General features: G+C 45.1%; 16 protein-coding genes. 6 read left to right on the plus strand and 10 right to left on the minus strand.

Features of this window, described 5'->3' with window-relative positions:
• Positions 1 to 28: 28 nt before the first annotated feature.
• On the plus strand, positions 29 to 1,843 hold the full coding sequence (gene htpG / locus QE390_RS01395) for a molecular chaperone HtpG (protein ID WP_106637595.1): 1,815 nt from the start codon (positions 29 to 31) through the stop codon (positions 1,841 to 1,843).
• Positions 1,844 to 1,931: 88 nt separating this feature from the next.
• Here htpG and QE390_RS01400 read toward each other — a convergent pair whose 3' ends face one another.
• The 8 genes from QE390_RS01400 to QE390_RS01435 all read right to left on the minus strand — a co-directional run bounded on the left by QE390_RS01400 (position 1,932) and on the right by QE390_RS01435 (position 13,832).
• Positions 1,932 to 3,416, minus strand: coding sequence for a M56 family metallopeptidase (locus tag QE390_RS01400; RefSeq protein WP_307140800.1), 1,485 nt, complete (start codon positions 3,414 to 3,416; stop codon positions 1,932 to 1,934).
• 51 nt (positions 3,417 to 3,467) lie between these two features.
• Positions 3,468 to 4,817: a M56 family metallopeptidase gene (locus QE390_RS01405; RefSeq protein ID WP_307140801.1), complete on the minus strand. Its 1,350-nt coding sequence runs from the start codon at positions 4,815 to 4,817 to the stop codon at positions 3,468 to 3,470.
• Positions 4,818 to 4,828: 11 nt separating this feature from the next.
• Positions 4,829 to 5,185 carry a BlaI/MecI/CopY family transcriptional regulator gene (locus QE390_RS01410; RefSeq protein WP_307140802.1) on the minus strand — a complete coding sequence of 119 codons (357 nt, stop codon included), beginning with the start codon at positions 5,183 to 5,185 and terminating at the stop codon, positions 4,829 to 4,831.
• Positions 5,186 to 5,587: 402 nt separating this feature from the next.
• On the minus strand, positions 5,588 to 7,489 hold the full coding sequence (locus QE390_RS01415; RefSeq protein WP_307140803.1) for a M1 family metallopeptidase: 1,902 nt from the start codon (positions 7,487 to 7,489) through the stop codon (positions 5,588 to 5,590).
• A 231-nt stretch (positions 7,490 to 7,720) separates the two neighbouring features.
• Positions 7,721 to 10,072, minus strand: a complete 2,352-nt coding sequence (locus QE390_RS01420) for a TonB-dependent siderophore receptor (RefSeq protein ID WP_307140804.1) — start codon at positions 10,070 to 10,072, stop codon at positions 7,721 to 7,723.
• Positions 10,073 to 10,166: 94 nt separating this feature from the next.
• A complete protein-coding gene (locus QE390_RS01425; RefSeq protein ID WP_307140805.1) occupies positions 10,167 to 11,672 on the minus strand; it encodes an oligosaccharide flippase family protein in 1,506 nt (501 codons plus the stop codon).
• A 278-nt stretch (positions 11,673 to 11,950) separates the two neighbouring features.
• Positions 11,951 to 12,898, minus strand: coding sequence for a glycosyltransferase (locus QE390_RS01430; RefSeq protein ID WP_307140806.1), 948 nt, complete (start codon positions 12,896 to 12,898; stop codon positions 11,951 to 11,953).
• Positions 12,891 to 13,832, minus strand: a complete 942-nt coding sequence (locus QE390_RS01435; RefSeq protein WP_307140807.1) for a glycosyltransferase family 2 protein — start codon at positions 13,830 to 13,832, stop codon at positions 12,891 to 12,893. The genes QE390_RS01430 and QE390_RS01435 overlap by 8 nt, the downstream gene beginning before the upstream one ends.
• 358 nt (positions 13,833 to 14,190) lie before the next feature.
• Between QE390_RS01435 and QE390_RS01440 the strand changes: the two genes are divergently transcribed.
• From QE390_RS01440 to QE390_RS01455, 4 genes are all read left to right on the plus strand, one after another.
• On the plus strand, positions 14,191 to 14,976 hold the full coding sequence (locus QE390_RS01440; protein WP_307140808.1) for a TylF/MycF/NovP-related O-methyltransferase: 786 nt from the start codon (positions 14,191 to 14,193) through the stop codon (positions 14,974 to 14,976).
• An 88-nt stretch (positions 14,977 to 15,064) separates the two neighbouring features.
• Positions 15,065 to 15,952 (plus strand): glycosyltransferase, encoded by an 888-nt coding sequence (locus tag QE390_RS01445; RefSeq protein WP_307140809.1) that lies wholly within the window; start codon positions 15,065 to 15,067, stop codon positions 15,950 to 15,952.
• Between the two features lie 98 nt (positions 15,953 to 16,050).
• Positions 16,051 to 17,316, plus strand: a complete 1,266-nt coding sequence (locus tag QE390_RS01450) for a glycosyltransferase family 4 protein (protein WP_307140810.1) — start codon at positions 16,051 to 16,053, stop codon at positions 17,314 to 17,316.
• 146 nt (positions 17,317 to 17,462) lie between these two features.
• Positions 17,463 to 19,232: a DNA mismatch repair protein gene (locus QE390_RS01455; protein WP_307140812.1), complete on the plus strand. Its 1,770-nt coding sequence runs from the start codon at positions 17,463 to 17,465 to the stop codon at positions 19,230 to 19,232.
• Positions 19,233 to 19,595: 363 nt separating this feature from the next.
• On the opposite strand, the gene QE390_RS01460 is transcribed toward QE390_RS01455, so the two are convergent.
• The gene (locus QE390_RS01460; RefSeq protein WP_307140813.1) at positions 19,596 to 20,462 is read right to left on the minus strand and encodes a serine hydrolase; all 867 of its coding nucleotides are present in this window, start codon (positions 20,460 to 20,462) and stop codon (positions 19,596 to 19,598) included.
• Positions 20,463 to 20,525: 63 nt separating this feature from the next.
• Positions 20,526 to 21,335 carry an enoyl-ACP reductase gene (locus QE390_RS01465; RefSeq protein ID WP_307140814.1) on the minus strand — a complete coding sequence of 270 codons (810 nt, stop codon included), beginning with the start codon at positions 21,333 to 21,335 and terminating at the stop codon, positions 20,526 to 20,528.
• A 122-nt stretch (positions 21,336 to 21,457) separates the two neighbouring features.
• Between QE390_RS01465 and QE390_RS01470 the strand changes: the two genes are divergently transcribed.
• Positions 21,458 to 21,916 (plus strand): GNAT family N-acetyltransferase, encoded by a 459-nt coding sequence (locus QE390_RS01470; RefSeq protein WP_198555271.1) that lies wholly within the window; start codon positions 21,458 to 21,460, stop codon positions 21,914 to 21,916.

Below are 21,916 nucleotides of genomic sequence, written 5' to 3' on the forward strand. Positions count from 1 at the left end.
TATATTATTTAATCTTATTTACAACTCAATGGAAACGACAACTTTTCACGAAAAGGGAAACATTTCGATTCATACCGAGAATATCTTTCCAATTATTAAGAAATTTCTGTATTCCGACCACGAGATTTTTCTTCGCGAATTGGTTTCTAATGCCGTTGATGCTACTCAGAAAATCAAACGCCTGGCTTCGATGGGCGAATACGGTGGAGAGTTAGGTGATCTAACGATCAAAGTTTCCATCGACCCAGAGGCAAAAACATTGACCATCAGCGACAAAGGTTTAGGGATGACGGCTGATGAAATCAAGAAATACATCAATCAGATTGCCTTTTCAGGGGCTCTTGAATTCGTAGAGAAGTATAAAGATCAGGGGGTTGAGCGTGGAGCTATCATCGGACAGTTTGGTCTGGGCTTCTACTCGGCATTCATGGTAGCTTCTCAGGTGGAGATTATTACCAAGTCTTATCAGGATGCTCCCGCCGCTCGCTGGATCTGTGATGGTTCAACGGAATTTGAGATTACCGCTGCCGATAAAGCTGACCGTGGAACGGACATTATTCTTCATATTACCGAGGATTCTCAGGAGTTTTTAGAGCCTGCCCGCATCCGTACGATTTTAGAGAAATACGGTAAATTCCTGCCCATTCCTGTTTCTTTTGAGGATAAAGTAATCAACGAAACCGAACCCATCTGGACGAAAAATCCGAATGAGCTGGTGGATGAAGATTACCTGAAATTCTACGAAACGCTGTATCCTTTCTCAGAAAAACCCCTCTTCTGGATTCACCTGAATGTAGATTATCCCTTCAATCTGACGGGTATTCTCTACTTCCCCAAAATCAAGAATGAGCTGCAACTGAGTCGGGAAAAAATTCAGCTTTACAGCCGTCAGGTGTTTATTACGGATGAAGTAAAAGACGTAGTGCCCGATTTCCTGATGTTACTGCACGGCGTGATTGACTCTCCCGATATTCCGCTGAACGTAAGCCGTAGCTTCCTTCAGGCCGATTCGAACGTGAAGAAAATCAACGGCTATATTACTCGTAAGGTAGCCGACAAATTGTCCGAGCTATTCAACAATGACCGCCACGGGTACGAAGAGAAATTCGGCGACATTGGTGTGTTCGTGAAGTACGGGATGATCTCGGAAGATAAATTCTACGATAAAGCGAAAGATTTCGTTCTGCTGGAAAGCACTGGAGATACGTTCTACACGCTCGAAGAATACAAAGAGAAAACGGAAGAAACCCAGAAAGATAAAGACGACAATCTGGTTTGGTTATACACCACCGATACTGGCAAACAGGATTCTTACATCCAGACAGCAATGGCTCGTGGGTACAATGTCCTGAAGCTGGATGGTGTAATTGATCCGCACTTCATTGGTAAACTGGAGCAGAAGCTGGAAAAAACTACCTTCAAGCGAGTGGATGCCGATAGTCTTGACAAGTTGATTGACAAGGGTGTAACCATTGAAAGCATTCTGACAGAAGAAGAGAAAGAGACTTTAAAGGCCACCTTTGAGGGAGTAGCCGGTGCCGGTTACAGCGTAGAGATTCAGCCTCTAAGCACCGATGAGTTACCCGTGGTAATTACACAAAATGAGTTCATGCGTCGCATGAACGACATGTCGAAAGCGGGAGGCCAACCCTCCTTCTTTGGGTCAATGCCGGTGACTTATAACCTACTAATTAATGCGAATCACCCCGCGATTTCCCGCGTGAAAGATTCAAACGATCAGGCTTTGGCGAAACAATTGGTTGATTTAGCTCTGTTATCTCAAGGTCTGTTAAGCGGCCCTGCTTTAACGGAATTTATCAAACGGACGGTGAATGGCTTGTAAATATTAGCGGTTTGGTTCAATTAAAAAACCTCGCTAAAGACTCAGCGAGGTTTTTTAATTGACTCATATACCACTTATTAAGCTAACTTCATTCACTATCATTTTGATATTCCTTCAGTGGGCTGGTGAATACTTTAATTGTAGCCACTCCATTACTACAGCCGATTTGTTGCATTTTGAAAATTCTCTGTCGTCCAATGGCATTCATTTCCTGTTCTGTATGTTTGACACCATCCAGGTAAAACTCCACTTTTTCACCCGGATTCAATGATACAAATGCCGTTGAACCAATCTTTGACATATAGTAAACATCTTCATACGCATTTCCTGCGTAGGTTGTTTGCGGAACATGTACAACTGCTTTCGAAGCAGGTAAGGTTGTTAACGCTTTATAGGTTATTTGTGCATTCCTAATAGCAATCGTACGTTTCCGGTTGTCGGTAAATCTAAAATTGCCTTTCGCTTGCATTACTATTTTTCCATCATTTTTGGTTCCTTCACGAATAAATAGAGTCATGTTGATTTTTAGAGGATCTATTTGTTCCAGAATTGAGGGATTATAGCGTATCCCATTGATTATTACCACCGGATTTTTTCCTAGGAGATAAGCACGATCTAGCGTCCTGACAGAATTTTTTTCGTTGGGCTTATAGCGTGTACCCTCCAATATCACCATTGACGCTCTTCCTGGCATATAGAGATCTGGTTTTTCGTTTGACGTTACTTTGTGTTGAGCAAACAAAACCAGGCTGAGTGCAATCAACGGCAATAGCAGTAAAAACAGGGCCTTTTTCATGGTGCTCGAGGATTTTGTGAAAAGCATTTCGATACGATTTTTGATCGGATGACGAGCGAAGGAATGTGTGAGCATCCCTTGTTGGGATACGGCAAACGTAAGCAACACCTGAGCATACGGCTTGGCTCCGTACTGTTGAGCCAACGACGTGTCTACTTCGTATTCATGAATTTGTACCAATGATTTTTTAAGCCAATACGCAACCGGATGAAACCAAAAGAAGCACTGAAAGAGTTCGACCATTAGAATATCCAGTGAATGTAGACGACGATAGTGTCCGTATTCATGCATAAGTACCATTTCTCTTTCCGAGGGCGTTATATGAGATTCGTTCAGAAATACCCATTTGAGAAAAGAAGCCGTAGGTTTTTTAGTTGTTATAACCCGTAAGCGATTCCAGGACGTATGAGGCTGTCGCCTAATCTGATACATAATCGTTAGCAGCTTCGTTAGGAGCCATAAAACTAGTCCGGCAACTACGCTTCCATATAACCAAAATCCAACCTGTAGCCAATCTATATGGGATGGCTCCATTTGCGGTAACATTCGTATTGGCAATTTCTGTAAATCAGGTTGGTACGCTACGTTTTCCGAAACGGGTGTTTCCGATACGGTTTGGGTTGACCATACGGGCAACACAGGTATGAGTAGACTGCAACTTATTGTTAGCAATAAGTAAAATCGGTTCAGTGTGTGGAATGTCAGATTACGGAATAAAGCCCAGTAACCGGCATAAAAAATGGTCAGGATAAGGGAGGCAGCCAGCAGATAGTTCATTTTCTCATGGGTTAACGAGTTTATACGAAGGCGTTATTAATTAAGGAAATCTTACCCGAAAAATACACACCAGAAACCTTTCGTCTGTTTCACAATAGGATTCGAGAATAGTTGAAGCCACTCCTTCTCCGTTGGTAATCGAAACGTTGTCTTGGTTTGCTCCGATTTCCACTCGCAAAAACGTTCGGCCTGCAACCAGCTTACACCCGTTATTCCTGCAATTTGGGAGCTTCTGTATGTCTTCAGATTAGTATAAAAATTGTCCGGAATCATGTCCTTTTTTTCCGTAGAAGATTTCTCCGAGCGGGTCCGTGTGGCTTTTAGAAAAGATTCAAACTCCGCATAAGTCACCTCATGAATCGACAGTTTTTTATTCGGATTTACCCCGTGACTTTCACTACCTGATTTACTTGAAATTTTCTTCCAACTTTTCTTTCGTGGCGGAGGAGGAGGTGGTAGTGGTGCAACTACTGCCGATTTTGGTGGCGGCGGTGGCGGTGGTGCAACTACTGCCGATTTTGGTGGCGGCGGTGGTGGTGGTGCAACTACTGCCGATTTTGGTGGCGACGGCTTCGGAACCTCTTGAGCAAATAAAGCCATACTAATGGCCGTAAGCGGCAATGTGAGCAGAAACAGCGTTTTTTTCATAGATGTACTTGGAGTTTGGAAAAGCGTTTCGATACGATTTTTAATGGGATGGCGGGCGAAAGAATGCGTGAGCGTTCCTTGTTGTGATACGGCGAGGGTGAGCAAAACCTGAGCATACGGTTTGGCTCCGTATTGATGAGCCAGCGACGCGTCTACTTCGTATTCATGAATCTGGATCAACGAACGACGTAACCAGTATACGACCGGGTGAAACCACAAGAAGCAGCGAACGATTTCCACCAACAGCAAATCCAGCGAATGCTGGCGACGGAAATGTTCGTATTCATGCGTAAGTACGATTTCCTTTTCTTTAGGTGATACGATAGAGTCATCCACAAACACCCAATGAAAGAAAGAAGCCGTCGTATACCCGGTCGGCAATACGTGTAGTTGCTTCCATCGGATGGCCGTTGCGTTGCGTATTCGCAGGGATACGCGGATGATTCCCCCCAGCAACTGCAACAGAAACAACCCCACTCCTATTCCGTATGCATAACCCACCGTTTTGAGCCAGTTGGTTGTAGTGAATCCCAGAAAGGTTTCAGGTTCAACTTGTTCTATTGGCAAAAGGAACGAATCGTTGATTACGCTGGCAACCGGAATTCCGGGCATAACCGGAATCACGATACTGGCGATCAGGGCAAATAGCAGATAAAATCGATTGTACGTATGAAACGTGAGTGTTCGCAAACAGAACCAGTACACGGCATAAAAACTAATCAGCATGACGGAGGAATACAGCAAATGAGTCATGGCCTGAGTGATTAGTTTTCGTCAATTAGTTTCCGTAATTGCTCGATTTGTTCGGGCGTAATCTGCTCCTCTTTCGCCATAAATGACAATAATCCCATAGCCGAGCCATCGAAATAGTCGCTCAGCAATTTCTGAAATCCGCTTTTTCGATAGTCAGCTTTCGCGATTTTCGGGAAATATTCATACGTCCGTCCGTATGCCTTGTATCCCAGAAATCCTTTCGATTCCAGAATACGCACCACTGACGCAATGGTATTATACGGCGGTTTTTCGGGCATCCGCTCCACCAGATCTTTCACAAAAAAAGGCTCCTTCAACTCCCAAATCGCCTTCATCACACGTTCTTCCGTTCGGGTTAATTCTTCCATCGGTTTCGTATTAATATTTTCATTTCCCTGACTTCCCAACAAAGATTAAACGTATTTTTCAATTATACAACTGATAAATACGTTTTATAACTAATTTTTTAATTTTAAATAATAAGGGTCAAGTAATAGGAAACAAGAATTCCGTTGTTAGTTGAAAGAAAAATGCTCGTCTGCGACGCAGACGAGCACTTTTCTTTCTTTATCGTTCCTAAACGAAAAGAGGAATTTCCTTTCGGTTGGAGCGGAGTCTGCATTTGCAGGCGAGATTCCTCTCTGCGTTAGGAATGGACATAGGAAGTGGGTGTGTTACTCCCCTATGAACCAGTAACTAAAAACTGCCAACCAAAAGAAATCCCCGACTGGAAAATTCCAGTCGGGGATTTCTCATAATAAGCAATAGTATTACTTTCCAGCTTCCCAAACGTTATCCTTGCGGTTTACGTCAGGAATCATCAAGCCGCTCAGGGTAATTTTCTGAATGGGCTTGCTGAATTTCTTTTCTACCTCAAAAGTCTTCGCTCCGTTCTTCCAGTAACGTGCCGTTTCGTTGATTTCCTCCGTAGAGTTATCCGTAAACAGTACAATCAGGCGAATCGGAATGGGTAATGAGCCCTTTTGCGTAACTACGATTTTGGCCTTGCCTTTTTTGTCAATCGCTACTTCTGAAAGAGCCAGATCAGGATACCCCTTTTCGAAGAACCAGGGCTTCCAATACCAGGACAAATCTTCTTTCAACGCATCATTGAAAGAAAAGAAGAAATCATAAGGCATGGGGTGTTTGCCATTCCAGCGAGCCATATACTCCTGTAACGTTGCTTTGAACTTCTCCTGCCCTAGCATATCCCGCAAAAAGGTATACGCCTGCGAAGGACGCATGTAGGTGGCAAACGTGTAAGCCGTTCCCGTTAACAGGTTTGTGGGAACCATCATGGGTTGCTCCTGCTCTTTTCCGGCAAACTGATCAAAATACGCGGCATTGGTTTGCTGAGGCATAAACTTCTTCGGCATCCCGTCAATCTGAAATTCCATCCAGTTTGGTAAGGTCTGAGCCCAGCCTTCATCCATCCAGGCGTATTTACGCTCATTGATTCCCATGTAAAACGGGAAATACGTGTGAGCAATCTCATGAGCCGTTACTTCAGCCGCAAAGGCTGGAGGATACGAGCCATCATTCACGAACATTGGGAACTCCATTCCACCCGATCCATTAAATACGGTTTCGTTGGGGTAAGGAAAAGGCACACCGGGCAGGTACGTAGAGAAGTATTCAACGCACTGTTTGGCATAACGGCATACGTCGTAAAAATCTTTGCTGCTCGGGTGATACACCGCAGCTACTGCCGTGCGACGGCCCGTTTTACTGTCAGCAACCGCACTGGAACCATCCCAGAGATAGGTATCCGAAGAAGCAAACACGAAATCAGGCACGTGTTCGGCTTTGAAGTGATAGGTATGTTTACCCGATTTTGCAACAGTAATTCCACCCTTTTCGCGGTCCTCAGCGGTGACAATTCTCACCACCTGATCAGAAGTACGAGAGCCCTTGTAACGATCCAGAATTTCAGGAGAAAGAATTTTCTCAGGGTTCTGCCATTCGCCCGTAGCCCACACCAGATGACTGGCCGGAACGGTAATGTCCACGTCGTAATTATTGAAATCGTTATAAAACTCTTTCTGTCCGGTATAATCCTGTCTATCCCAGCCGTCGATATCATCATACACGGCAATTTGGGGATACCAGTACGCCACCATGTAAGAAGACTTAAAGTATAAGCCTTCCCGGATGTGCGTTTTGGCTGGAATCAGGTAACTCCATTTCACGTCCAGCGTTAACTTCTGCCCCGTTTCCAAACCACTTTTCAACGTTACGAACATATTCGTTCCGTTGCGTTGGGTCTTTACTTCATTTCCATTAACGGTTACGCTTTCAATCGTTACACCTTCATCGTTCAGATCGGAAGGATCAATTTCCCGCTCATCCCGGTTAGCATCTTTCTTGAAAATGTCAGGATATAACCGGATTACCAGACTTGACAAACGGTTGGGGCTGTTGTTGGTGTAAACGACCTGTTCCGTGCCGCTCAACTGACGCGTGGCCGGGTTGAGTTCGACCTGAATTTTATAATCGGAATGGTTCTGCCAGTATTTCGCACCGGGTTTGCCATTGGTCGCCCGGGTTTCATTGGAATACGCTTTCTGAATTTCCAGAGGTACGGGTAAGTTTTGGATATTCTGACTCATTCCCGCAAAAGAAGCCAGCAATGCCGCCGTCAGTAAGCCGGATTTTTTACTCAATAAACGCATGATGAAGGATTTAATGTGAAAATCTGATCCTAATGTACACAAGTAAGTTAATAGTTTACAAGTTTTCAGTTTTCCGTTTTTCGTTTTCAATTGTTGTTACAAAAGCTCTCGGTTTTAGCTGATCTTTTGTTCTTTCTTTTGCACAAAGACTCTATGCTACCAAGGCTCACAACGGAAAAAGAAAAGGCTCCTGGTTTCCCAAGAGCCTTTCTAATACCTAACAACCAGTAACTAGAACTTATACGTTACACCGATCCGCGAATTGCGGCCAGGCTCTGCCTGCCAGTAATAATAAGTTCCATAAGCCGCACCCGTATACAAGTACGTATTCAGAACGTTGAAGACGTTAGCGGTTACGTTAAAGCGATCATTTTCCCAATAGATACCACCGTCAAGCTTGAAATAATTAGGTAATTCTCCATAACTCGTAGCTGACCAGTTCCAGGTAGTACGATCTCCCTGATAATTGAAGCCCGCGGAGAAACCCGTGCCCTTCAGTACACCTTTCTGAATTTTGTAGGTTACCCACGCATTGGCGTTGTGTTTGGCATACCCTGGAATCTTATCACCCACTTTCGCGTCCGACGTTTCTTTCGTCACTTTTGAATCCGTTAAAGCATAGTTGGCAATCAGGCTTAAACCGGGAGCAATCTCACCACGTAAGTCAAACTCAATGCCTTGAGTCTGTGTTTGTCCTAACTGTAACACAAAACTTTCATTGGCCTTATTACTAGGATCGGGCGAAAGCTGGTTGTTTTTCAGGATGCGATAAATCGCCAGCGTTGTATTCCACTTACCACCAAACCAGTCACGTTTAAAACCTACTTCAAGGTTATTACCTGAAATGGGTTTGATGCGGCCTCCACTACGGAGAATACCCGTTTGAGGAAGGAATGTCTGATCATACAATGCGTAAACGCTTGTATTCTTATCAATAGATCCACTCAGACCAAACCGGGGTGTTACTTTCTTATCAGACGTGATGGTATTGTACTGGTTGTCTTTCGCATAAGTAAAGCGACCCGCAATGGTCAGGCGTAAACGATTTTCGAAGAATCCTAACTCGTCCTGTAAGTACACACCTGTATAGGTCTGAGCAAGTGTTCCGTAAATTCCCGCCCGTTCAGCCAGAGGTTTTGAACGATCAAAATTTGGATAGCCATTCGCAGGCGAACCGTAAGTAGGATGATAGATATTGAAAGATTTCGATGTATCGAGATTATGAGACTGATTCCAGTCGGCCAGGTATTTTTTGTTACCCAAGTCCAAACCAGCCAGAATGCGGTGGTGAACTTTTCCGGTTTGTTCTTCACCGTTCAGAAATAACTGACCGAATTTGGAAACGTTAGAAGCATCCCAAAGACTAACGCTACGGATAATATTACCAGCGGCATCAGGTGCAGCAGCAGGCCACATTGAGCTACCTCTCTGCATGTAATTAAAGTAGGCCGCCTGAGCAGTTAATTTCCACCGCTTATTTAATTGATGCTGAAAATTTAAAGTCAGGTTATGATCGTCAATGTTGGTAGGTTCCAACCCAGGATCAGATAGTGTAAAGTTGCGGGGTAATACCGCATAGCCGTCTTTCGCAAATACATAATAACTACCTACGTTTGACATTTTGGCGTGCTGATACACGTACTCTGTAGTCAAAGTAGTTTTATCATCAAGTTTATACGTGATAACGGGGGCAATGCTGAAACGGTTGTTATACTCGTAAGGACGGAAGGAGTTTTTAGTCTGACCCATGACGTTAAAACGGTACAGCACTTTATCCGAGAATTTTCCATCCAGATCCAGCGAGGTCCGGTAAAAATCATAACTGCCCAAGAGCAGGCTCGCTTCGCCTTTAGTTACCCCGGTGGGACGTTTGGTTACCACGTTGTACATACCGGCAGGCTCGCCGTTTGACATCATAAATCCCGCAGGACCTTTCACAAATTCAATGTGATCCACGAAGCTCATGTCTTCGGTTAAGGGTCCCCAGGTAGACGTAATGTTCATGCCATTCCGAAATGCCGAAGCCCGTGAGCCACGCATGTTTACCCGAGCGTAGGTATCTCCCCAGTGTTCCAGACGAGTGGCCCCGCTGACGTTACGGATCAAACCGTCACTTAGGCTCGTAATTTGCTGAATACCTAATACTTTACCCGTAATCACCTGAATGTTCTGAGGAGCTTCCAGAATAGGTTCACTGATGCGTAAGGTCGAAGAAACCTGATTGCTATGGTAAGGATTCTGAGCCGAACGGACCACTACTTCCTGAAGTTCATTAGATGATTCATGAAGCATGAAAGAAACAGTAGTCGTTTCATTTTCAAACACTTCAATAGCCTGTTCCTGGGATTTCAACCCAACGAAACTAGCCACAAGCGTATACTTCCCAGCCCGTACTTTGGGAATAGTGAAATTACCCTGCTCATCCGTCATGGCACCAATGGCCCGACCTTTCAGGCTTACGGTAACACTAAAAGCGGGTTTGTTATCGGAGGTAAGTACCTGTCCGGTAATTTTGCCATTCTGAGCGAAGGCACAGATGCTCAATAGAAGAAGAAAGCTAGTGTGTAGAAACCTCACGGCCATATTTTTAAATATTGGGAAACAAACATAGAATGGCCGCAAATCTAAGTCTATTTAGATTAATTAAAAATAAATTATTTCTTTTTTTAATCTCATCTTAAGGATTGGTTCTCCTGACCTTCTTGACCACATTATCCACGATTCCATTAATCTCTGGAGAAATACGTAAGCCCACTACTAGAGAAGCAAAAACGACGGTGGTCACCGTTCCGCGAAGAGCGATGTTAATTACCTGGGTAAGAAAAGATTCACCAAAATCAGGAATGGCCCAGGTAATGAGATAGGTTACCAAACCAATGCCAAACGCTCCCAATGTTTGCTGCGTGAAGGGTAATATTTTAAATTTCCAATAAACAAAAGCTGCCCGCATGGTACTGTAAATCAAAATAGTAATGGTAGTAGCCATCGCAGAGCCGTTGATACCGAAGCGAGGGATTAGCAGATGGTTCGTCCAGATGGTTAAGCCCCCTAAAATCAGCACGAAAACCGTTGAAACGCGGTAATACTGGGAATAACCCATAATCTCGCTACTCATCCCTCCCGCCATGTCCAGCAGGCGAGTAATCAGGAATAGAAAAACGACCGTTGTCCCCGAAGCAAATTCGGCTCCTTTGGGTAAAATCTTGAAGAGATCATCAATGTTTGACCAGATACCAATGAATAGAAAAAGTCCCGCAAGTAACTGGTGCAGAGCCACTTTCTGGTGCATTTGCTGAACGGTTTCATACTTCTTCTCCCGCAGCGACTGAGCTACTAATGGAATCGCAATCTGCGTTAATGATTTTTTGGGAATCTCAATGAGCGAGGCAATGAGGGTGGCCGTAGCAAAAATTCCGGCCCAACTCTGGCCTTTATAGGAACCAATTAATAGAATATCCAGGTAGGTACAAAGGGTCGTTCCGATGGCTCCTATTGAGGCAACAAAGCCGAATCTCATCATCTCACCGATCACCGGGTTTACCAGTTTCCAGGAAATGGGGGCGAGATAGAGCTTGCCCATGTATCGCAGGTAAATCAGCAAACCAATGCCTACAAAAGCATTGGAAAATACAAACAACTGCACGAACTGATTGAGCGTCACAAGCTTGAATCCATACAGCAGAATCACCGCCATATTGGCCAGTTTCAGTCCTACTTCGCGTAAAAAAGCAGGGATGGCAATGCGTTGCAAATTGCGACAGTACGCCTCCAGAATGCCCTGTAACAGGTTAAAGCCCGTCAGCCAAATCAACAGGTAATAGTACCTCACTAACTCCGGCGATTGGTCTTCGTAGAAATCAGTAAACCAGGGCTTGGCAGCCAGGAATACCGCGATAAAGACCACGAAATAAAAGGCGGCATACCCCAGCAGAAAAGTTAGGAAACCGTTATGCTTTAATTCTTCATTGCGGAAATGACTGAAGAATCGATCGGCGATGGCTGGGCCGCCGAAGGTGAAAATGCCGTAAAGTAATAAACTGAAACTCAATAATGAACGAGTCAATCCGATTTCCTGGGTTTCCAGAAAATACAGGGCAACGACCATCTGATTGAGCGTGCCGATCACAACGCCCAGATAGGTTACCCCCGTGGCTTTCAAACTCTGCCGAATAACTATTCCCAAGGTATAATGCTGTTTATTTTTTTATTTGATTATAGGGTGTTTGAGTTTTGTCTGATGTATGAGAGTTTGAATGTTTGATTAGCCATCTGCGGGGAATGTATAAAATTTCGGATTTGTAATCCGAAAGCCATCTGTAAGGGATTTATAATTCCCAATCCACCCTTTCCCCCGGATTTCATCCGGGGCTATCCAGCCCGGGGGTATTCATATTCAACCCCTCCGGGGTTGATTTCTTCCTCAAACTTTTCAAATCCTAATCAAACATTCAAACTCTCCATCTACTTCAAACCATCTTTCCCATGCTGAATGCTTTCATCCGAAAAGCCTTTCAGGTACGCCAGCGTTTGTCGGTATTTAATCCATTCCGTTTTTCTGGGGTTTTTACTGGAAATCAAGGCCTGCATGAAGCGAAACGTTGATTTCACTCCGAAAGCCATCACCCGCCAATATCCCACAGAAAAAGGTTTTACTCCCATCATCCAGGCCCTGGCAGCTCCGCTGGCGTGACTGCGTTGCATTCGGTACGGCACCTGCCAGTTTCGGGCGGGTGTCCAGTGTTGAATGCGGGCCGCTGGTTCAAACCAGAAAATTCGGTCGGCCTCGGCCTGATGATCTTTATAAATTCGGAAAAACAAATCGGTTTCTTCTCCCATACGGGGCATGTGATCGCCCCCACCCCCTAGTTCTTCCTGAAAACCTCTGTATTTTTCAAGTAAGCTTCTGGCAATTCCCATGTTACCCCCGGCAAAACCAAACGGAGCTCGATGAGCCGGAATGTAACCCGCTTTTTCTCCCCAACTCCGTAACTCAAATTCGGGAATGAACCATTTGGGAGGCGTTTCGGCGTACCAGGGTTCTACTAGTCCCCCCACGGCCAGGGGCTGTGGCTGTTGTCGCAAAGCTCCTAACATGGCCATTGCCCATTGGGGATCTACCCGAATATCATCATCCAGATAAGCCACAAAGGTGCCTTTGGCTTCCCGCCAACCCCGGTTTCGGGCAATGCTACGACCGGGTTTACCTTCAAAAAAATAATGAATATGCGGATACTTTTCCGTAAAGATTCGAACGACTTCGGAGGTATTATCTTTTGAGTTATTATCAATGACTATAATCTCAAACTGACTGGTTTCCAGGGTCTGTTTTGTTAAATCTTCCAAAGCCAGGCCAATCAGGTCGGCCCGGTTATAGGTACAGATGACGACCGAAAGGGGTAACTCATTCATGTAAATCCTTTCGTTTGAGTTTCAGGATACGATACTTCACGAACATGACCAGTTTGATATAGCGATGACGCATGCCGTACTTCCAGGAACTTCGGATAACCGCTTCGGTGCCCTTCGGTAATGGACCCGCATAACCCGCTTTTCTAATTTCATCCACTGATTTGACCTTCAGTCGCCAGCACCAGTAACCGTACGCTCCGGCATAGGGTTCTCGACGGAGGTCAATACCAAATTTTTCGGCTACCGTAAAGTATTCAAACAGTAATAAGTTCTTGTTTTTGGTAACCGAAGCGGTGACCTGCTTTTCATGAATGGCGACTCCCACTAACGCTTCAGGGATGTAAGCCGCCACCGGACGGTATCGCAGACAACGCACGTAAAAGTCTACATCAACGAGCCATTTCAGTTGAGAATCAAAGAAAATCCCCGTTGATTTTCGGAACATAACGGTACTGGGCACCCCAACAAAATCTGCCGTAATTAATACTTCCGGCTCGGTTTTAAGTTGCTCTAACTGCTTTTCTGAAGGTCGATTGAGGCGAATGCGTTCATCGGTTTCCAACCGGCGAATATCCGTATTAGCGAAAGCAAAAACGGCTTCCGGCTGATCGTCGAGGGCTTTTACGAATAAAGCCAGACTATCGGGACGTAGTAACCAGTCGTCGTGATGATGAACGAGGACATACTCACCCTGAGCTAGCCGCAGCCCCGCATTCCAGTTTTCGGGCGTTCCCAGCGAAGGTCGGTGCGACTGGTAGGTAATGGGTAATCGATCCTGCCAGCGTTCCGCCAGTTTCCGAACGGAATCATCGGGGGTATCGTCCGTCAGGATTAGTTCAAAATCGCGAAACGTTTGTGTTTCCAGTGCCCGCAGTGCTTTTTCCAGCAAGTCAGGTTCTTTATACGCAGGAATACAAACCGAAAGTTTCGGCATAAATCAGGGACTTTTTTGACCACGAAGGTAAGGCCACTTCGGTAGTTTTCTGTTTCCGGTTTTCAGTTTTCAATGGAGCGATTGTGGTTTAGAGGGTTACGTTTTGAGTTTTGAGTTTCGGGTTTTGAGTTTTTGACCTATTTCGTCTTGCTGTTATTTACTAGTAATCAGTCAGTTATCCACTTCATTTACCCTTCTTTTTTCGTTGAGTATTCATTAACCCTCCATCATTTTCAAGAACGAAATCGAAAGTAATCCTGATGAAGTGGTTATTTTACATGAATTTTGCAGTCAAAAGTCAGTTTGGATTTTCGGTAATAAACTGAAAACTACCCACTGTCAACAGTCAACTCAAAAAATGGCATTAACCTTTCTATCAAAAGTTGTCCCCGAATCCTGGATTCCTTACCTGAAGTTTGTTCGGGCTCCGTGGAATTTTCACCTGCTCCAGAAAGACAAGTTTCATTACGCCACGGACAAGCTTTATACCGAAGTCAATACAGAATTTAAGCAAGACCCTCGTTTCTCCAGAGCTTACCAGTGGGTTACCAAACTCGGCGGTTCGCTGGTGCCTAAAAACGGCATGGAGTGGCGAATTTATATGCTTTGCTGGGCGGCAGATCAGGTTAAAAACCTCCCCGGCGACTTTGTGGCCTGTGGCGTATTCAGCGGTTTCTGCGACCGGGCCATTATGGAATACATCGACTTCCAGAAAACAGATAAGCGGTATTACCTGATGGATACCTTTCAGGGCCTAGACCCACGGTATAGTTCTGATTACGAAATCAAGCGAAACCATACGATGGGTTACGAGAAAAGTCAGAATTTATACGAGCAGGTCAAGCAGACTTTTCAGGGTTTCAACGTTCGTATTATCAAAGGAGCTATTCCAGATACCTTACCCCAGGCCGACACCGAGCAGATCTGCTTTCTATCCATTGATATGAATGCTGTCGTTCCCGAAGTCGCGGCACTGGAATATTTCTGGCCCAAACTGGTCAAAGGAGCCGTGGTTATTTTCGACGATTACGGATTCCCCACCTGCGAAGCCCAGAAACACGGCCACGACGCTTTCGCCCAAAAGGTAGGTCACACCATTTTCACCTCCCCCACGGGACAGGGTATTTTGATTAAACAATTTTAGAAGAGTTTGGAGTTCTGTGTTTTGAGTTTAGGGTTTGTAATCTGCTTCAATAACTCAAAACCTGAAACCCAAAACTCAAAATGCTGCCATGTTTGCACCGATTGCTTTGTTTTGTTACAATCGTCCGGAACACCTCCGACAAACGGTTCGAAGTTTGCTTCGCTGTCCTGAATCGGAGTTTAGTCCTCTGTATATTTTTTCGGACGGCCCTCGAACGGCGGAAGATGAGGAAAAGGTAAAGGCCGTTCGGGAATTTGCCCAAAGCATTCGAGGGTTTGGAAGTATTGAACTGGATTTCAGTGAAAATAATCGAGGGCTGGCCGCTTCGATCATTCGGGGCGTTACGCAGGTCTTGACCATGCATGATAAAATCATCGTGATGGAAGACGATCTGCTCTGCACCCGGGACTACCTACGATTCATGAATGAATCGCTGCAATATTACCGGAATGACGTAAGAGTCTTTTCTGTTTCGGGTTACCTCTATCCCATTACCATTCCCGACGAATATCCGCACGAGGTGTTATTACTCGCACGGGGCTGTTCATACGGCTGGGGGACCTGGCCCGATCGCTGGCAAAAGGTAGACTGGGAGGTAAAGGACTTCCCGGAATTCATGAAGAACAAACCCGCTCAACGGGAATTCATGCGGGGCGGCGAAGATTTGTTACCTATGCTAAAGAAGCAGCAAGTGGGCGATCTGAATTCCTGGGCCATCCGCTGGACCTACGCTCATTACAAACATCAGGCGTATAACCTGCACCCGCGATTTTCAAAACTGGAGAGTACAGGTATGGACGGCTCAGGCACCAATTTTGGGAAAGGAACGCACCGCTGGGATGTGCAACGCGTAGAACGATTAACCCGCCTGACCAAGGCCGTTTCTCCCGACGAAGCCATTCATAAAAACCTTCGCCGGCACTTCCGCCTCAGCCTGATTCGAAAGCTTATTAATCGATTTAAATACGGAATTTGATTAGTTTTCAGTTTCCTGTTTACCGTTTTCAGTTACTCTTTCATTAGATATGAGCGTTTGTCCAATTTGAAAACTACCCACTGAAAACTACGAGAGTTATGCCTACATCCGTTACGCTTTTTAGTACTTCTGATAACATGGGCGGAGCTTCTATGGGAGCTCTCCGTCTGCAGCAGGCCTTGAGTCGGTATACTCCTTTATTTTCCCAGATTCTAGTCCAGCAAAAACAGACTTCCAGCGAAGCAGTAGTAGCGTATGATGACTCCTGGTGGGGAAAGAAAAAGGCCCTGACCCGCTTTGCGGGCGAGCGATTATATCTGAAAGCATACGAAAAATCTAAAGAGCAGCACTGGGCTTTCGACCCGGCCTTATTCGGAGAAGATGTAACCGATCATCCATTTGTGCAAAAAGCTCATATTCTGCATTTACACTGGATTAATCACGGTTTTCTTTCTACCAAATCATTTCAGAAACTAGCTGATTTAAAGAAACCTATCGTCTGGACGATGCATGACATGTGGCCCTTCACGGGCGGTTGTCATCACAGCGGCGACTGTGATCATTACCAGGTAGCGTGTGGCAATTGTAAATTTTTACGGTATCCTTCCGAAATCGACTTATCCCATGAAATTTGGGAACGTAAGAAGAAAGTGATGGACCCGGCTGCGTTAACGATGGTAGCCTGTAGCGACTGGCTCGCTAATCGGGCTCGTCAAAGCAGTTTACTGAAAGACCATACCGTAGTCAGCATTCCGAACCCCATTGATACGGACGTTTTCAAACCGATTGACAAAAAAGAAGCTCGCTGGAAATTGAACGTCCCGCAACATAAACATTTGATTCTCTTCGCAGCCATGCGGGTGGATGCTCCGATGAAGGGCTTTTCTTACTTTAAGGAAGCTCTGGAAAAAATGGCGGCACTGTACCCGGAAACGAAAGACCAGGTTGAGTTATTAATCTTTGGACAAACGCAGGGATTACCTGCTCTGCCCTATCGGTCGCATCATCTCGGTCGCCTGTCCGATCCTGAACGTATTGCCCGGGCCTATTCGGCAGCTTCCGTTTTCGTGATTCCTTCGCTGGAAGAAAACCTGCCTTATACCATCATGGAGGCCATGTCTTGCGGCACCCCTTCGGTAGGTTTTCGCATTGGTGGCATTCCAGAGTTAATTGATGATGGCATTAACGGAGCTCTGGCTGACTATCGTTCTTCCGATGATCTCATGCGGGCGATGCATCAGACCCTTTACGCCCCCAACGCGAAACAACTTCAGCAAAACGCCCGAACCAAGGTACTGGGAAATTACGCGGAACCTGTCATTGCCCGGCGTTATGAAGACTTATATAAACATCTAAAAATGTAGAGACGCGACTTCATCGCGTCTGGCTGGGGAATGGAGATCATTGGAATGGGGACCCAAACAGTCTCTACCCAGACGCGATTAATCGCGTCTCTACTTTATTTCGTCCAGCCGTTGATTACTGAGATAACGGCCAACTGAAAATTACCATGTCCTTTTATAATCAACGTTTAGTTCATTTTCAGGAAGAATTAACGAATCTGAATCGTCGTTATAACCTCGTTGGAACCTTTCGATTTTTAACAGTTCTATTAGCAGGATTCATCATTTACCTGACGCAAACATCCACCGAAGGCTGGATCTGGTTTTTACTCATTATTCCCCTAGGGCTGTTTCGTTACTTGATGAGTCTGCATGAAAAACTGTCCAGTCAAATGGCCATTACCCAAAGACTCATCCAGATTAATCAAAATGAAATTGATTATTTAACTGGAGGGAAACTTCCCTTCGCAAACGGCATTCAACACCAGCAAGTCTCCCATCCCTACGCTTTTGACCTGGATTTATTCGGAGAAAAATCGCTCTATCAACACCTGAACCGAACCGCCACTTCCATTGGACAGGAAGCTTTAGCTCAACAATTATTAAACCGACTACCAGACCATAAAATTAACGCCCGGCAAAGGGCTATTCAGGAGTTGGCAGGCTGTGGGGAGTGGCGACAGGAGTTTTACGCTCTGGCTCAAATTGGTCAGGATACTTCGGAAGAATACCGGGCTATTCTGGACTGGGCTGAGCGGAAAAGTCCGCCCGTCAAACCCATTTTTAGAGTTTTGGCTTTTGCGGTTCCTGCCTTATTAGTCATTTGCCTGCTCTTTTTCGTATTAACCTGGGACACTGATTTATTAACCCTCGCCGGAATTGTAGGAGTTATTAACCTATTCCTGGTTTCCAGAAACTTAAAACAGATTCAATCGGAAACCGTTGATTCGGAACGCATTGGCATTATTATAAAAAAATACAGTACGCTCATTCAATCCATTGAAAAACAGTATTTTAAAAGCGAAGAATTACAAGCCTTAAAACAGATTTACCAGTTCCAAAATCAGGCGGCCAGTTTCAGCGTTCGACAACTTTCTTCGTTATTAGCGGCCATGAATGGGATTAATCATGCCTTAGCTGCAATTATTACTAATGGTTTCTACCAATCGCACGTTCATACCCTGCATCAGTTATTAAACTGGAAAGCCAAACACGCCGCTTCGATTAAAGACTGGCTAGCTACTTTAGGTACTTTCGAAACCCTGAACAGCTTTGCCAATTTCGCCTATAATAATCCCGATTTTGCCTACCCGACCCTAAGCCAATCCGGCGAAGTTTCATTCAAAAGCCTGGCTCACCCTTTGTTACGTCGGGAGAAACGGGTGGCTAATGACGTAACTTTTCATCCGCAATTCATTATCCTTACGGGTTCGAATATGTCAGGGAAAAGTACGTTTTTACGGACGCTCGGAATCAATCTTTTGTTAACCAATGTAGGCTCCTGCGTATGTGCAACGGCAGCTACCGTTCAGCCCATGGATATTCTGGTTTCCATGCGATTAAGTGATTCGCTGGCGGATAGTGAATCTTATTTTTTCGCCGAAGTAAAGCGTTTGAAAGAGATCATCACTACTCTGAATGAAAAGGTATGTTTTGTCTTACTGGACGAAATTTTCCGGGGAACGAATTCCGACGACAAACGCAGCGGAACGATTGAAGTAATTAAAAAACTGATCGAAAAACGAGCGATTGGCGTCATTGCTACGCACGATCTGGAAGTCTGTGATATTACTGCCGATTATCCCGAAATGCTGAGTAACAAGTGCTTCGAAGCCGAGATTATTAACGATGAACTTTTCTTCAGTTATCAATTACTAGAAGGCATCTGCCAAAACCGAAGTGCGACGTTCCTGATGCGAAAGATGGGCGTTATTTAGTGCCGTTTGTAAACGTTTGATTTCTTGTTTGAGTAGGTTTTCTACTATCTGTTATACGGTAGAGACGCGACTTCATCGCGTCTGGGTAGAGGCTGCTTTCCCTACCATGGCTGGTGTCTCACCAGCCATTTGTACGCAAACAGTGGTTGGTGAGACACCAACCACGGCATAAGAGGCTGCTTTGGTTACGATTCAAATGACCTTCATTCCCCTGCCAGACGCGATAAAGTCGCGTTTCTACAGTTGGGGGCAGTCGCCAAACCCTGGTTGGTGAGACATCAACCACGGCGTAAGAACCGCTCTTTCGGATTTGCAATCCGAAAGCCCCCTGTCAGGGATTTGTAATCCCAATCAGCAACGATTCTACCTTTTCAAACCCTGATAAACTATTTCAGAAATCGTTGCCATCGTTTGAATGGCATTTTCGCGGGTATCCCAATCCCGGGAGAGTAAGACAATTACATACGAACGACCGTCGGGGAGATAGACAATGCCCGAGTCGTGGTAAATGTTGGTGATAGAGCCGGTTTTGTGAGCAACCTTCGTTCCAGCAGGGAGTTTAGCAGGAATAATATCGTTGAATTTCTGATCCAGTAGAATCTGAATCATGGCTTTTGAAGACTTTTTATTAACTGCTTTTCCTTTGGCTATCTTCTCGAATAACTCCGCTAAATCATAAGCCGTTACTTCATTATTCAGTCCTTTCTGATACGCCTTCTGATCTTCCACTCCACGTCTGATCTGACTATTCTTTGCTCCTAATTGATGAAAGGTTTTGGTAACCTTTTCCGCTCCAACCAGATCAATAATAATATTCGTAGCCAGGTTACTACTTATGATAATCATCTGATACATCAGATCATAAATCGACTTTTTCTGACCCACTTCGGTATATAACTTCTGTTCGCTATCCGTTTCGGGAGTTAAGCGGTACGTACTTCCATCTACGATACTCTTAAATTCATTCTTTACCAGAATGGAATCCCTCACAGCAAACTTCCCGGCTGCTGCCTGTTTGTACACTTCCACCATCACTGGCGTTTTCATGGTACTGGCCGCGTGGAACAACTCGTGTTCATTGATATACACGGTCTGCTTCGATTGCAGATTTTTAAAAGCAACCGCATAAGTTCCTTTTTTATCAGCGAGGTACTGCGTAATCTGATCTTTTAAGGTCATTTGCTGGGCGGAACTGATCAGCGGAAAAAGAAGGCAAAAGAACCATTTCATAGCGTTTGGGAAAGAAGCATGTTTTTGCCAAGTTACGCTTGGATACGTTAGGAATCAATAGCGTTACTTGATTCGGTCCATTAGTTCAGGCGTAATTCCAACAGCGGAAAAACCACCGTCGTGGTACAGATTCTGCATGGTAACTGAACGCGTCAAATCCGAGAAAAGCGTAACGATATAATCGGCACAGGCTTCTGCGGAAGCGTTACCTAACGGTGACAGGTGTTCAGCGTATGCAAAGAACGCATCGAAGTCTCCTACACCCGTTCCCGCAGTAGTTTTGGTCGGCGATTGCGAAACCGTATTCACCCGAACTTTTCTAAGTTTCCCGTATCGGTAGCCATAACTTCGGGCGATGCTTTCGAGCATGGCCTTGGCCTGCGACATGTCCGTGTATTCAGGAAAAGATCGCTGGGCAGCGATGTAACTCAGGGCTACAACCGAGCCGTATTCGGCAATAGCATTCTGTTTTTCAGCCGTTTGAAGGAGTTTATGAAAAGATAATGCCGAAATATCCAGCGTCTTCAGAAACCAGTCGTAATTCAAATCTCCGTAAGGACGGCCTTTGCGAATATTGGGACTCATCCCGATGGAATGAAGCACAAAATCGACCTTCCCTCCCAACACCCTTTGCGATTCGCTCCAGAGGTTTTCCAGATCGTTTACGTTGGTAGCATCTGCAGCGATAATCGGAGCCTGGCAAGCCTCCGATAACCTTGGCATGTCGCCTACTCGCAGAGCAAAGGGAGCATTAGTCAACACCAATGTGGCCCCTTCTTCGTAACATTTCAACGCTACTTTCCAGGCGATAGAATATTCATCTAAGGCTCCAGAAATAATTCCTCGTTTTCCTTTTAATAAACCGTAAGCCATTCGTTTTTTGTGACGGAGTGAAGGGCCAAAGTAACTGAAAGATTAGCGGTCTTTGCTAAGTGATGGCTGCTTTTCCCATTCGTTCCAGTAAATACTCATTCATTTACCAGAATCTAATCCTCATGAAACGTATGCACACCTTATTACCCGAGATCAGACCAGCCGTATCGAATGACCTTTTTTCGATTTTATTACTGTATAAAGATGCCTTGCAGGACGATAAAATCTTGTCGGAAGCAGAGGCTATGCACATTTTCAAAACCATGCAGAGCTACCCTTCTTATACTATATACGTGGCCTTGGTACAGGGGAGAATCATCGGCACGTTTGCCTTACTCATCATGGACAATCTGGGTCATAACGGAGCCAAATCAGCCGTTATAGAAGATGTGGCCGTAGGTTCAGAATTTCAGGGACAGGGCATTGGCAAACGCATGATGCAGTTTGCCATGGAGAAATGTCGGGAAGAAAAGTGCTATAAAGTGAGTCTTTCCAGCAACCTTATTCGCGAAAAAACCCATGCTTTTTACGAATCGCTGGGATTTCGAAAGCATGGATTTAGTTTCTGGGTTGACCTCTAA

Source organism: Siphonobacter sp. SORGH_AS_1065 (assembly GCF_030818595.1).
In the GTDB taxonomy this organism is placed as follows: domain Bacteria; phylum Bacteroidota; class Bacteroidia; order Cytophagales; family Spirosomataceae; genus Siphonobacter.